We start from the raw sequence: 13697 nt of genomic DNA on the forward strand, positions 1-13697 counted from the left end.
TGGGATGTCAAGACCTGGTAAGGTTCTTCGCGTTGCTTCGAATTAAACCACATACTCCACTGCTTGTGCGGGTCCCCGTCAATTCCTTTGAGTTTCAGTCTTGCGACCGTACTCCCCAGGCGGAATGCTTAATGTGTTAACTTCGGCACCAAGGGTATTGAAACCCCTAACACCTAGCATTCATCGTTTACGGCGTGGACTACCAGGGTATCTAATCCTGTTTGCTCCCCACGCTTTCGCGCCTCAGCGTCAGTTACAGCCCAGAAAGTCGCCTTCGCCACTGGTGTTCCTCCACATCTCTACGCATTTCACCGCTACACGTGGAATTCCACTTTCCTCTTCTGTACTCAAGCTTTGCAGTTTCCATTGCGACTTGGGGTTGAGCCCCAAGTTTAAACAACAGACTTACAAGGCCGCCTGCGCGCGCTTTACGCCCAATAATTCCGGACAACGCTTGCCCCCTACGTATTACCGCGGCTGCTGGCACGTAGTTAGCCGGGGCTTTCTTCTCAGGTACCGTCACCTTGGGAGCAGTTACTCTCCCAAGCATTCTTCCCTGGCAACAGAGCTTTACGATCCGAAAACCTTCATCACTCACGCGGCGTTGCTCCGTCAGACTTTCGTCCATTGCGGAAGATTCCCTACTGCTGCCTCCCGTAGGAGTCTGGGCCGTGTCTCAGTCCCAGTGTGGCCGATCACCCTCTCAGGTCGGCTACGCATCGTCGCCTTGGTGAGCCGTTACCTCACCAACTAGCTAATGCGCCGCGGGTCCATCTGTAAGTGATAGATTGCTCCATCTTTCCCGATTCGGTCATGCGACCGTATCGCGTATCCGGTATTAGCATTCGTTTCCGAATGTTATCCCAGTCTTACAGGCAGGTTACCCACGTGTTACTCACCCGTCCGCCGCTAATCTTATCCCGAAGGACAAGATCCGCTCGACTTGCATGTATTAGGCACGCCGCCAGCGTTCGTCCTGAGCCAGGATCAAACTCTCCAAATTGGTGTTTGAAATGCTCATTACTTTTTTATCGCTTTTTTCGCTTATCCCGAAGGATTTGCGAGGCAGTTATTACTCGTTGTTCAGTTTTCAAAGAGCAATCTATTCTCTCTTGTGTTTCGCTTGTTTTGCTTGTCGTCCGCGTGTTTCTCTCGGCCGGAATTAGAATATACCATGTATGCACCTAGAAGGTCAAGCGTTTATTTAAACTTTTTTAAATTAATCGTAATTTCATCAATAACCGTTGTTTATTGCGCCGTTTTCCCTTGCAGCTCACGCCATACCTTTTTGTTGCTGTACTGGCGTTCAGTGCTGATGTCCTTGCCAAACCAACTCGGCGCTTTGAACGTATTGGCTGCTTCTTCCGAGTCAAATTCAACCTCAAGAACAGAAAGCTCGATTTGATCATAGGTATCAATCTCGATGATGCGCCCATTCCATTCAGCGGTAATACGATTTTTCGTCAGCGGTACGAAACCGAATGCTTTAATGATCTGCTCGTAAATGTTCTCCGAAATCGAATATTCGATCTCTTCGCGGGAGAGGCCGTTGCCTACCTTGAAAGTATGCGTATGCGTGACCTCGCCGCTCGCCAAATCAACAAGGCGCCGAACGCGAAGCTCTTGATTTTCATCCATTGCCAAATAGGTCTGTTCAATTCTTTGCTCGGAGATCACTTTTAGTTTTTCTTCTTCTATTAACGCGTTAGGAAACTCGGGCAGCAAAAACTTGCGTTCAATTTCAAGTGACATCCTTCACAGCTCCTTTGATTTTAATCCTCATCTAGAAAAAGCTCTTGCAGCATTCTTTCCCGGTTATTAACGAACTGCTTCATCAGCAGAAAATGATCGGTTTCCTCTAATGATGTGCGCTCTATGCCATCCGCGGACAAATTGTAAATAACGGCATCCGGATACGCCATCAAAATCGGTGAATGCGTAGCGATAATGAATTGCGAGCGCTGGCCCACCAGCTGATGAATACGGGAGAGCATCGCCATTTGGCGAAAAGGGGATAAAGCCGCCTCCGGCTCATCCATCATATAAAGCCCGTTTCCGTTAAAACGATGAAGGAACGTTGCAAAAAAAGATTCGCCATGCGACTGCTGATGCAACGACTTTCCGCCATAGGAATCAATAATGCGAGCGCCGAGACCGCCCTCGCGGTCCATTTGATCAATATTAGTAGCCAAATTATAATAGCTCTCCGCCCGAAAAAAGAACCCATCCCTCGGTTTATGCACGCTGCGGGCAAGCCTTAGATATTGATGAAGCTCGGAATGCGTTGCTTCCGTGGAAAAATTGAAATTAATCGTCCCGCCCTCCGGGTTGAAGCCGAGCCCTACCGCGATCGCTTCCATTAGCGTAGACTTCCCCATTCCATTTTCCCCAACGATGTAGGTAACCTTCGGGTGGAAATCCAGCTCATCCAAGCTCTGAATCGCATTTAGATGAAAGGGATAGGCATCGAAGGAGGGTACTGACTCCCTTAGCAGCTTAACGCTTCTTAAATAAAGCCCTTGCTGGTCTTGTTTCACGCAGTACGCCTCCTGGCTCGATTAATTATCATCTGCTTCCGGCTGCTAGCCGCAGCATTTCTTAAACTTTTTCCCGCTCCCGCAAGTACATGGATCATTACGTCCGATTTTTTTCTTCGACTGGATATCAATTACATCTGCTTGAACGGCTTGTATAGGGGCGTTATTCAGCAGCATGCTGGCGCTTGCCCGTTTGGCTGACAGCTCCTCCGGGGAGTAGCCTTTGATGAGCCACTGCTTCGTGCTGTTCATTAAAGGTACAAGCAGGTTCGTTATAGCTGTCAAGGTCTGCCGATTCGGAATATCGATAAAACGCTGCGCGATCTCGATAACGGTAGCTAAAGAATCTCCATTTTTAGTGGCGTCGACACATTCCTCTGCCATAAAATCAGCCTCTTCACGGTCAATCTCATAATGATGGAGGACGTAGCGTACCAAATTCATATACTGGCTGCTCCGCTCGACGTATTCAGGCTCTCCTGCTTTCAATAGCTGCTGCTTCGTAAACGGGCAATAATCGAGATCATGCCTGAGTGCCCGCTCCTTCAAAATCGCCTGCGGATCCGTTACCCGAAAATCACAAATTAATAGATCGTTGGTTTCGTCCATTACGATCAGCTCATAATAGTCCGATGCTTCGAACAAAATGTTCATAAGCTCGTATTGATCAAGCGGATGCTCCTCACCCGTAATGATGAATGATTTCAGCTCATCTGCCGTCAATACTCCGTAATAGTAAAGCAGGCCTTGCGTTTGCCGAATCCATTCCGTATTTCTTTTTATGTTAGGATGTTCCTCTTTCGCTTCCACTTCTTTAAAATACGCCAGCAGCTCGGAAGGCATCAAAACTACCTTTTTGCCATCTACTGTTGAAGGAAAAAGTATCCCGCGCTCGCGGAAATATTCGTATTGCTGTGGTTCGAGCAGCGGCTTGTCCCAAAAGCCGTCGTTTTTTACGATTTTCTGAACAAGCTTCAATCTATTATGGTCAAAACAGCGAGTTGCCATCGAAAGGTTCTCCGGAATCAACTCTGACAGCTTTTCAACGAGCCCCTGTTTGTTAAGCGAACTTAGGTTGCTTATTTGCAAATTCGTACGAATACTAGTCAATTGCTGCTTCGATAATGTGCCCAGCGCATCCGCAAACGATAGCGGATAGGGGAGCTGCGGCCAAAATTTATCCATTGCTTTATCTAGCTTTGTAGTCATATTAATCTCCTAAATCGTGATTGTATTTCAAGCCGTTCTATTCATTATAAATGGTATGCCAATAAACATGTAGGTTCAAAGATAACAAAAATTGAAGATGGAATCAAACAAAATAATTTAATATTTTCCTCATAAATTGTAAGTTTGTCCTATTAATGATGGATGTAGATACGATAAAAAGGGACAAATAACAGAGAATAAGAAAGTAACATAGAAATCATTTGCTGCCATAACAATTGCCTCGAAAAGAAGTAAAAAGGCAGGTCACGCGTGCAATAAGACTAGTTTCTAGCCTTATTTCCGGCGATGGTGCTAGTTTGGAAGAAATAGAGCTAGATTCTAGCTTTATTTTCGATTTTCGGGAGAGAGAGCTAGTTTGGAAGATTCAGAGCTGCAAAAAAAAGAAGCTGCCCCAAAGGTCTTTACGGACCTTAACAAGACAACTTCTTAATCTGGCGCTATCATCGTTTATCCATCGTTTTCACGCTTAGAAGCGAGTTAAGCTGCTCTAGCAAGTTGCCGCCGCCGGTGAGGGAGATCGTGCCGATCTTCTCGCAAATTTTCTCGAGAAACTCTAGCTCCTTCAAGCGATACAGCGTACCGTTCTCGTCCATCAGCTTCGCGGTATTCAGCAAGCTGCGGGTCGAAGCCGTCTCCTCGCGCCTGGTAATAAGGTTGGCCTGAGCCTTTTTCTCCGCAAGCAGCACCGTATTCAGGATATCCTTGATATCGCCGGGCAAAATAATATCCTTAAGACCCGCCGATACAAACTGCACGCCGTAATGCTCCTGCTGTTCGTTCAAGCGTGTGAGGACAAAAGTTGCAATTTCTTGCTTCATTCGCAGCAGGTCATCCAGCTTTAGCGTGCCCACATACTCCCGCAAAATAAGCTGCAGCAAAATATACACCTGCTCCTCGAACGACTTGATCTGGATCGCTTTCAGCGGGTCGATCACTTTATATTGGCACACAAAGTTAAGCCGCAGCGTCACCTTGTCCTCCGTCATAATCTCTTGTCCGGTCATATCCAGCTGCAGCTGGCGCAAATCGAGCGTCTTCACCTGCACGCTAGTTGGCCCCTTCCAGAAAAAGTACCTGCCCGGACGAAGCTCGCGCTGCAATACATTATTGTAGAAAAGCAAGCCGGATTCGTGGCTCGCCACCTCGAACACCTGTATATAACCTTGCAGCTTCGCCAGCAGCGAACGATCAACTTCTGCCGATATTTCAGGATTACGTATATCAACACGAATAAACGTATGTTTTTTCATAACATTCCAGAAGGCATACAATCCTGAGGTCAGAAGCGAACTGAACTTGCCGTCCTCAAAATGCAGCACATACTCATAATCCTGTACGTCTGCAAGCGTCAATTCCTCCACAAGCTTTGCGTCTTGAAGGAACAGGTTCAGCTCCTTGTTCGGAACGGCGAACCGTTTCGCAACATTTTGCAAGATGACGCTATCGTCGGAAAACGAGCTGTGGCGGTATACGCCCGGCTGCAAATGCTTGATGTAGCTGCCTTTTTTGAAAAGCAGGCCACGCTCATCGTTTTTGATGATTATTTTTTTGAACATCGTTATACACCTCTTTACGGTTGTGTTGGCCTTCGTAACAGGAGTTCTCCTGCGGCTAGGCCGGAATCAGGCTTAAGAAGGGAGCAAAGCTGCTTTATGGCTTCATATCGATAGCTGAATTCGCATGCAACTTCCATCCAAATTCACGCTATTTTCCTAATCATCCAAAAGAGGCAGCGGGCTCCCTTCGGTATCCACCGATTGCATAGGCTTCGCTGTAGTGAACGAACATAAGCTCGCTCTGAGAGCTCCTGTTAAAGGCCGGGTATTGCTCAGATTTTTCTCCTTGGAGGGAGTTTTGCATACTCTACCACAGAGTCTTCGCGGATTAGGCGAATAACCAAGGGATTCGAACCCTTATTTTTGTGGAGATTCAGCCGATATGGTCATACAGCATACAAGCGCACAGCGTGCGCAAGCACTGCGGAACGATTGGAATGTCCCTGCCAAGGTATGCCATTCGTAAATGAACCTCATCTATTATTGAAGTTATCTTTAATAGCGATAGCAATGGATTAGATGCCTTTGATGGCGGCCATCGGCTTGCATTTGGCTACCACGGCAGCGAGCGATGCGCCAACGACGCTGTCGATGATCTGGTCCACATCCTTGTAGGCCTGCGGGCATTCATCGAGAATCGTCTCCAAAGATCGGTGGTTGACGAGAATTTCCTCCTCCGTGCCGATCTTCATCGATTGCTCGAATTGATCAATCGTGACAAGTTGCTTCGTTGCTTTGCGAGACCTTGCGCGACCCGCTCCATGGCAGATGGAATAGAAGTTTTTTAAGCCCTCATTTTTCCCCACCATAATATAGGAGGAGGTTCCCATGGAACCGGGTATAAGCGCCGGATGCCCGGTCTCCTTATACACCGGCGTATTTAGGAAGTGGCCCGGCGGAAGCGCGCGCGTCGCCCCTTTGCGATGAACGAGCATCGGCTCGTTGCGGTGAAACTCCTTGAGCGCGTAATTATGCATGAGATCGTAAAGGACAGGCATTTCCATACCCGCTCCGAACACCTCTTGGAACGCTTCTCGTACGCCAAATGCAATCATATGCCGGTTGCTCACCGCAAAGTTGAGGGCGGAATACATCAGATTCAGATAGGTCTGCCCTTCCCGGCTTGCAATTGGAGCATAAATCAAGCTTGGGTCGGGATTGCTTACGCCCCACTGATCCATTGCTTCCTTGATCACCTTATTATGCTCCCGCCCAATCATGCCGCCCCAAGAACGCGAGCCGGAGTGGATCATCACCACAACCTGCCCGTCGAACAAACCCCATTTTGCCGCTAATTCTGCATATTCCTCATTGATCTCCAAATATTGAATTTCGATGAAGTGGTTCCCGCTTCCGAGCGTACCTAGTTGTCCGCGCGCATACTTCATCGTTTTTGGCGGAAGCTGCTTGAGGTAAGCAGGGTCATATAAAAAATAGGATTGCTCCACATGGGTCAGCCACTGCTGATCCGGCACATACTTTTCGGGAAGTCCCTTCAAGCCGTGCTGAACGACGCTCATCACGTCGATATCGTCGTAGTTCGAATTCGTGCGCTCGTTCGTCGGGACATATTTCTCGACAGCCGCGATCAGCGCTCTGCGAATGTCCTTCGCTTGAATGTCGCGCTTATGCAGCGAGGTCGTGTGGACACGCATGCCGCAGCCGATATCCGAGCCGACGATGGAAGGAGATACGCAGCCATCTTTCATGCTCCATACCGCCGTCGTGCCGATGCACGTTCCGATTCCTACATGCGCATCTGGCGTGTAGCTCATATAGCGATTCCGTGGAATTTGCAAATTGTTGTTAGCCATTTCAAATACTTTATTTTCAAAGGATTGGAATACCTCTTCGTTAGCGAATAAGTGAAGCTTCCCATGCTCAAGCTCCATTTCATGATGATTGCCGCCATGCCTCTTATGCTGCATCAACATTGTCAAACCTCCTGTGCTTTTCAATCAGCCGTAATGCCTTCTTACGAGTTCTATCTTCTCTTATTTGGAGACCCGCGAACATGGCGAAAGTATTACGACAAAGGAAAATTTTCCTTTTTGTTCAAATCCTTCAGCTTCCTGTTAAGATAGATGGAGAGTACTGCTTACGATCGGGGGAATTCAGAAATGGCAAGAGAAAGCTTCGATAAAGAGATTCAGTTTTTGCGCATGCTCGTCTTAACGAGCGGCGCCTATAATCGTCAACAATACGCAGACCGATTAGGCATTTCCATCCACACATTCGATAAAACGATAAAGCGGCTCAAAGAAATCGTGAACGCCGTCCATCAACAATTGCCTGAGGAGCAGAGCAAGGAGTTCGCTGAGACGATCCGCTACAGTTATCTCGAATCATCCGATCCGATGCTGCTGTTCCTGTTCCGTGCGAAATCGCTTAAGGAAACCGAAAGCCAGCGTTTCTCCCTGCTGCTCGCTGCTATGCACGAAAAGCCGCTGACGGCTATGGAGCTGCTTGATTTATGCTGCGGCAGCATGCCGGCTGAGCTCTCGCTTCCCGATGAGAAGACGATACGCGGCGACCTCAAATATTTGGAGCAGGTTGGCGTGATTAAGAAAGAGCCGGGCACGCGTCCCTTCCGCTACCGCATCTATAATGATTTTGTACGCGAGCTGTCGTATGATGAGCTGCTGGACTTATATGATTTTATAGACATTATGGCGAACACGCAGGTGCCATCCGTTCAAGGCTATTTGCTGCGCGACGGCCTAAAAAAGCATATTGCCCGCGGTCAAGCCGAATATAACCAAATCGACCCTTTCTTATATAAGTATCACTATTACTCTCGTATTTTGGATGAAGCGCATCTCTTCACGCTGCTAGGCGCTATTCGCAATCGGCGGTCGATCAGCTTCCTCTACTTCTCGCCCAAGAAAGAAACGAGCTACGCCGCCAAAAACACAAATCCGTTGTTCGAACGCGATACCGAGGGCATGCAAGAAACGACGCTTCCGCTTAAAGTCGTCTACGATCATCAATATGGCCGTTGGTATTTGCTAGGCAACCATGCCAGACATGGCATTAAAAAATACCGCTTGGAAGGAATAACGCAGATCTCAGAAGAGGAATCCGTTGCCGAAGCTTTTTACGAGGCAAAAAAGACGGAGCTAGAGCAGCGCACTGCGCATAGCTGGCTGATCGACACAGGCAAGCCCGTCACCGTTCGCGTACGCTTCTTTCATCCGGGGCACGGCATTCACAATTTCGTTAGAGAGCGCGTGCTGCTTCAAGGACAATGGGGTGCCATCGTAGAGGAATCGGATGATAGCTTCGTCTATGAAATTGAAGTAAACGGCACCATCGAGATTAAGCCATGGATTCGGAGCTTCGGCTCAAGCTGCGAGGTGCTTGCGCCAATGAGGCTGCGGCAGGAAATGATCGCGGAGTGGAAGGAGATCAAAGCATATTATGAATCTGTTTGAGAAAATATTTAACTATCAAATTTTAGCCAAGCTTGAGGATTCGGGAACGTTTATGGTAACAGCCCACGAGCGCAGCTGGCTCAAGACGATGCTGGAGCATGCTGCTGCAGCCGAAGCTTTTGCTCCAGAAACACTACAAAAGCTGCAGCTTATGCTAGAACAAGAGCTCTCTCTCGATACAGGCGCGCTGCTGCACAAGGCAGCCAGTAAAGAGAAGTATGTCTACCATCCCAATGTTCGCCCATTGAGACAGGCTATTACAAATAAGAGCATGCTGCGCTTAAGCTACACCGTCAAGAATGAACGTACGCACAGCGAGCAGGAATGCTTTCCCTACAAGCTTGAATATTCAATGGTGAAAAGGGATTGGTATCTGCTTTGGTACCATGTGAAAAACCGGATGCTGATGAGCACAAAGCTGGATAAGATCATTACAATCGATGAGCAATCATGCGAGGTAGAATACTACGGGCAGCTGCGGGCGAAGGTCCACGCATTGCAGGAGAAACGAAGCGCCAGCGCTGATATACGCGTAATGCCCGAATACAATGGAGAGCTGTCGCGTATTTTGTACGCTTACTCATGCTTTGAGAAAGAAGTGAATTATGATGCGGATACGAATGAATATACGATTCGTCTCTTCTTCTCTGGCAGCGACAGCGAGTATGTGCTCTCGAAAACCCGCTTTCTCGGAAAGCGGGTAAACATTATGAATGGCAAGCAGCTCCGCAGCCGCATGCTGGAGTCCGCTACGAAAGCGCTGGGACGTTATGGGGAATAGCGTTCATGAATCCCGAAAATCACCTAATAAGAAGCACATGCTCCAGCCCTTCAACCTGTGCCAAATGCCCCTTGTCTCTCTAACCGCTCACCCTATTCAAACGACAGCCAATCTCACATTTTGACGAAAAATTTTAATTGTAATGATTATAAATTGATATTGATTTTCCTATAGAAAGCGGTAACATATAAAATGAGGCGCAGTCACACAAATTTAATGAGGTGATTCTATTATGAGTAATGAGAAGAACAAGCTTACGACTAGCTGGGGAGCTCCCGTTGGAGACAACCAGAACTCGATGACAGCAGGATCTCGTGGTCCTACATTAATTCAAGATGTGCACCTTCTAGAAAAACTAGCCCACTTCAACCGAGAGCGCATTCCTGAGCGCGTCGTTCATGCTAAAGGCGCAGGTGCTCATGGCTACTTCCAAGTGACTCATGATGTTACGTCTTTCACCAAAGCAAGCTTCTTATCCGAGGTAGGCAAAAAAACGCCGATGTTCATCCGCTTCTCGACGGTCGCGGGCGAGCTTGGCTCTGCTGATACGGTTCGTGACCCGCGCGGCTTCGCTGTAAAGTTCTACACCGAGGAAGGCAATTACGACTTAGTGGGAAACAATACACCGGTCTTCTTTATTCGCGATGCGATTAAGTTTCCCGACTTCATTCATACACAGAAGCGCCACCCGCAAACCCACTTAAAAAATCCGAACGCCATCTGGGATTTCTGGTCCTTATCGCCGGAATCGCTGCATCAGGTCACGATCCTTATGTCTGACCGCGGTATCCCTGCTACATTAAGACATATGCACGGCTTCGGCAGTCATACTTTTAAATGGGTGAACGACGAGGGTCAAGCGGTTTGGGTCAAATACCATTTTAAAACCGAGCAAGGCATCAAAACGATAACCAATGAGGTTGCAGCCAAAATTGCCGGCGACAATCCTGACTATCATACCGAGGATTTGTTTAATGCGATTGCAAGCGGCGATTTCCCGGCATGGAAGCTTTACGTGCAAATCATGCCTGCCTCGGATGCGAATACATATCGTTTCGATCCTTTTGACGTGACGAAGGTTTGGTCCCAGAAGGATTATCCGTTAATCGAGGTTGGCCGGATGGTGCTCGATCGCAATCCCGAAAACTATTTCGCCGAGGTTGAGCAAGCAACGTTCTCTCCCGGCTCGTTTGTTCCAGGCATTGAGGCTTCCCCTGATAAAATGCTTCAAGGCCGCCTGTTCGCTTATTCCGATGCCCATCGCTACCGGGTTGGCGCCAACCACAATCAACTGCCGATCAACAGACCTACCGCTCCGGTGAACAATCACCAGCGCGACGGTCAAATGCGTGCGGACGGCAACGGCGGATCGTCGCTTTATTACGAGCCTAACAGCTACGGCGGTCCAACGGAATCCGCTGAGAACAAGCCCGCTCCGTTCGAGGTATCGGGCCAAGCAGACAGCGTAGGCTACGACCATCATGACCACTATACGCAGGCCGGTGATCTCTATCGATTAATCAGCGAAGAGGAACGCGCCCGCTTAATCGAAACGATCGTTGGCGCTATGAAGCCGGTTGAGAAAGACGAGATTAAGCTTCGTCAAATCAGCCACTTCTACAAAGCTGATCCCGATTACGGACAGCGGGTAGCCGAAGGTCTTGGCTTATCCATCTCACAGCAGGCTTAACTGCACTTATTCCTTCTATTCAAACCATGCGGCTCTCGGATCCAACTCGACAGCCGCATGGTTTTATATTATTGTTAATTCATTCGCAGCTGAGAATGAGACAAGGAGATTATGATTTTGGAAACAACCGAAGACCAAACAGCGCTAACATTCATGCAAGGAGTAAGGGATTGCCTACCGACCCTTCTTGGCTATATAGGCATCGGAATCGCGGCAGGAATCGTCGGTGCATCCGCGAAGCTAAGCGTACTGGAAATCGCCCTGTTGTCGGCACTGGTTTATGCCGGCGCTTCGCAGTTCATCATATGCGCGATGCTAATTGCCATGAGCCCGCCTTCCGCTATAATTGCCACCACGTTTATTGTGAATCTACGCCATTTCTTGCTGAGCGCAGCGCTAGCCCCTTATTTCACAAGGTACTCCCTGCTCAAAAACATTGGAATAGGAGCGCTTCTGACCGATGAATCGTTTGGCGTTGCTTCGCTTAGAACCTCAAGCGGCCAGCCCATTAATGACCGGTGGATGAACGGTCTAAACGTAACCGCTTATGTCGTCTGGATCATCTCCTGCATGGCAGGCGGATGGCTGGGCAGCTGGATTGCAAATCCTGCGGCATTTGGTCTGGATTTTGCTTTAACTGCCATGTTCATCGCGCTGCTCGTCCTGCAGCTTACCGCATTGCCAGGCTCTAAGCTGAAGCATTACCTGTCTCTTATTGCTTATACGGTTATCGCTGTTTACGTTCTATCCTTCTTCCTATCCATTTATATGGCTGTTCTGCTGGCAACGATCATCGGAGCGGCTATTGGGGCGGTGACAGAGAAATGAGTATCGATTTATCGCTGCTGCTCGTTATTTTAGGCTGTGCTTTGGTGACATTTGTCCCCCGCATCGCTCCGTTTGTCCTTATCCGAAACTTGAGGTTGCCGCAGCCTTTGCTAAAATTTTTGAATTATATCCCCATCTGCTTATTAACCGCGCTTATCGTGCAAGGCGTTCTTGTTAAGAGCGGTTCAGGGGTTTCCATAGACTGGCATACGCTGATCATCATTATTCCGACGCTGCTGATAGCGTTAAAGACGAAGAGCTTATTGCTGACCGTCCTTGCAGGCATCGTGTCGGCCGCTATCGTTCGGTTCATTTTTTAGCAACAGGCATGTGAAAAGGGGCTGTCTCAAAAGGTCAGAAATGACCTTAGGACAGCCCCTTTCACTTAAACAAGCTGCAATTCCAGAAATAAGGCTAAATATTAGCCTTATTTCTGCGCATTCCCCCGCCAAACGTGCGAGCCGTCCAGCCTTTCGGTTCAGAAATCGTTAGATCAGTTTATTCAAAAGGGTAAATCCAGAAGCGTTCTGTTCCAAAGCGCTCCTTAATTTCCTCATCCTCAAGCTTTTTGTTGCCTACCAGTTCAGCAGCTTGAAACTGCGACCGATGCGCTTCAATCGAAGCCATTTTATGCTTCAAAAATGCTTTTACATCGTTTGCGACTTGAGGCATGCCGATCGCCTCTTGATGGTTTTTGGAAAAGGCCGAGCAATAAACAACGGGCCGCTCATCTTTTGGAAGCCTGCTGATCGTGCGAACGACCGCTGCTCCGCAAGCATCGTGGTCAGGATGAACGCTGTACCCTGGATAAAAGGTATACACGATCGACGGACGCAGCTCCTTCAAGAGAGCGTCAATTACGTCATCCAGCCGTTCCGGGTCCTCGAATTCAATCATTTTATCATGGAAGCCCAGCATTCTCAGATCCTGAATGCCGATGGCGCGGCAGGACTCCTCCAGCTCGAGCTTACGGATAGCCGGCAGCGTCACCCGATTGGCGAACGGCGGAATCCCCATATTTCGGCCCATTTCCCCAAGCGTCAAGCAAGCGAAAGTAACATGAGCTCCGTTTTGAATATGCTTAGCCAGCGTTCCCGATACCGTAAAGGCCTCATCATCGGGATGCGGCAATACGACTAAAATATTTTGTCCCACAGAAACACTCCTCTCCTCTTTCATCAGAAGGGCACCCGGCTGAGCTGCAGCGATACAACGAGCTTTCCTTGCCCATCATGGCCTGCCAGAAGCAGTCTATCCTGCTCCTTCTCTTCCCAGTGGGTAAGCCCCTCCGAGTAAATCCAGCCCTGCTCCATTTTCAAGCCGACCCGGTAAGGTCCGCTCCCTGCAATCGAACCATGCGAATAACGAATGACCGCATTCGTTATGAAGTTGGCCGCCGGATGCTTCGAGCTATCGAGATGGGCTGCATAAGCGCCCGTAGTCATTTCCAGATGAATATATAGGTCCTGATCCTTAAAGCTATCAATGATATGCCGAACCTTTTCTTGATCAATAAGCTGCATCTATATCCCTCCCATATATCAGTCCAACCTGTTGAATGAATCTGATATTGAAATCATTCTAACATACTTATACCTAAAGAAAATAACGAATGCAACGCACCTTCGATTATCGATTTGA

The 13697-nt window shown here is 48.4% G+C and carries 12 protein-coding genes and 1 other annotated feature (1 of these 13 only partly in view); of the genes, 5 read left to right on the plus strand and 7 right to left on the minus strand.

Features of this window, described 5'->3' with window-relative positions; all coding sequences use genetic code 11:
* Window positions 1–1003: a sequence feature (most likely nonfunctional fraction of RNA operon), on the minus strand (it extends 833 nt beyond the left edge of the window).
* Between the two features lie 245 nt (window positions 1004–1248).
* The 5 genes from A7975_RS11370 to A7975_RS11390 all read right to left on the minus strand — a co-directional run bounded on the left by A7975_RS11370 (window position 1249) and on the right by A7975_RS11390 (window position 7257).
* Window positions 1249–1752 (minus strand): CYTH domain-containing protein, encoded by a 504-nt coding sequence (locus tag A7975_RS11370; RefSeq protein WP_053374107.1) that lies wholly within the window; start codon window positions 1750–1752, stop codon window positions 1249–1251.
* 20 nt (window positions 1753–1772) lie between these two features.
* Window positions 1773–2537: an AAA family ATPase gene (locus A7975_RS11375; protein WP_053374106.1), complete on the minus strand. Its 765-nt coding sequence runs from the start codon at window positions 2535–2537 to the stop codon at window positions 1773–1775.
* Window positions 2538–2582: 45 nt separating this feature from the next.
* Entirely contained in the window at window positions 2583–3746 is a 1164-nt protein-coding gene (locus A7975_RS11380; RefSeq protein ID WP_065385180.1) for an SEC-C metal-binding domain-containing protein, read from the minus strand.
* Window positions 3747–4207: 461 nt separating this feature from the next.
* Complete coding sequence (locus tag A7975_RS11385) at window positions 4208–5323, minus strand: slipin family protein (RefSeq protein WP_065385181.1); 1116 nt, start codon at window positions 5321–5323, stop codon at window positions 4208–4210.
* A 515-nt stretch (window positions 5324–5838) separates the two neighbouring features.
* A complete protein-coding gene (locus tag A7975_RS11390) occupies window positions 5839–7257 on the minus strand; it encodes an RtcB family protein (protein ID WP_082198145.1) in 1419 nt (472 codons plus the stop codon).
* A 186-nt stretch (window positions 7258–7443) separates the two neighbouring features.
* On the opposite strand from A7975_RS11390, the gene A7975_RS11395 reads away from it, so the two are divergent.
* The 5 genes from A7975_RS11395 to A7975_RS11415 all read left to right on the plus strand — a co-directional run bounded on the left by A7975_RS11395 (window position 7444) and on the right by A7975_RS11415 (window position 12376).
* Window positions 7444–8757 carry a helix-turn-helix transcriptional regulator gene (locus A7975_RS11395; protein ID WP_065385182.1) on the plus strand — a complete coding sequence of 438 codons (1314 nt, stop codon included), beginning with the start codon at window positions 7444–7446 and terminating at the stop codon, window positions 8755–8757.
* The gene (locus A7975_RS11400; protein ID WP_065385183.1) at window positions 8744–9538 is read left to right on the plus strand and encodes a WYL domain-containing protein; all 795 of its coding nucleotides are present in this window, start codon (window positions 8744–8746) and stop codon (window positions 9536–9538) included. Before A7975_RS11395 ends, A7975_RS11400 begins: the two co-directional genes overlap by 14 nt.
* A 232-nt stretch (window positions 9539–9770) precedes the next feature.
* Window positions 9771–11228, plus strand: coding sequence for a catalase KatA (gene katA / locus A7975_RS11405; protein ID WP_053374101.1), 1458 nt, complete (start codon window positions 9771–9773; stop codon window positions 11226–11228).
* 153 nt (window positions 11229–11381) lie between these two features.
* Window positions 11382–12056, plus strand: coding sequence for an AzlC family ABC transporter permease (locus tag A7975_RS11410; protein WP_442950650.1), 675 nt, complete (start codon window positions 11382–11384; stop codon window positions 12054–12056).
* Entirely contained in the window at window positions 12053–12376 is a 324-nt protein-coding gene (locus tag A7975_RS11415) for an AzlD domain-containing protein (RefSeq protein ID WP_053374099.1), read from the plus strand. Before A7975_RS11410 ends, A7975_RS11415 begins: the two co-directional genes overlap by 4 nt.
* Window positions 12377–12554: 178 nt before the next feature.
* Here A7975_RS11415 and bshB2 read toward each other — a convergent pair whose 3' ends face one another.
* Both bshB2 and A7975_RS11425 read right to left on the minus strand, forming a co-directional pair.
* Complete coding sequence (bshB2, locus tag A7975_RS11420; RefSeq protein ID WP_065385184.1) at window positions 12555–13211, minus strand: bacillithiol biosynthesis deacetylase BshB2; 657 nt, start codon at window positions 13209–13211, stop codon at window positions 12555–12557.
* A gap of 23 nt (window positions 13212–13234) precedes the next feature.
* Complete coding sequence (locus tag A7975_RS11425) at window positions 13235–13579, minus strand: YojF family protein (protein ID WP_053374097.1); 345 nt, start codon at window positions 13577–13579, stop codon at window positions 13235–13237.
* Window positions 13580–13697 lie beyond the last annotated feature (118 nt).

It is taken from the genome of Bacillus sp. FJAT-26390 (genome assembly GCF_001682865.1).
Classification (GTDB): domain Bacteria; phylum Bacillota; class Bacilli; order Paenibacillales; family Paenibacillaceae; genus Pristimantibacillus.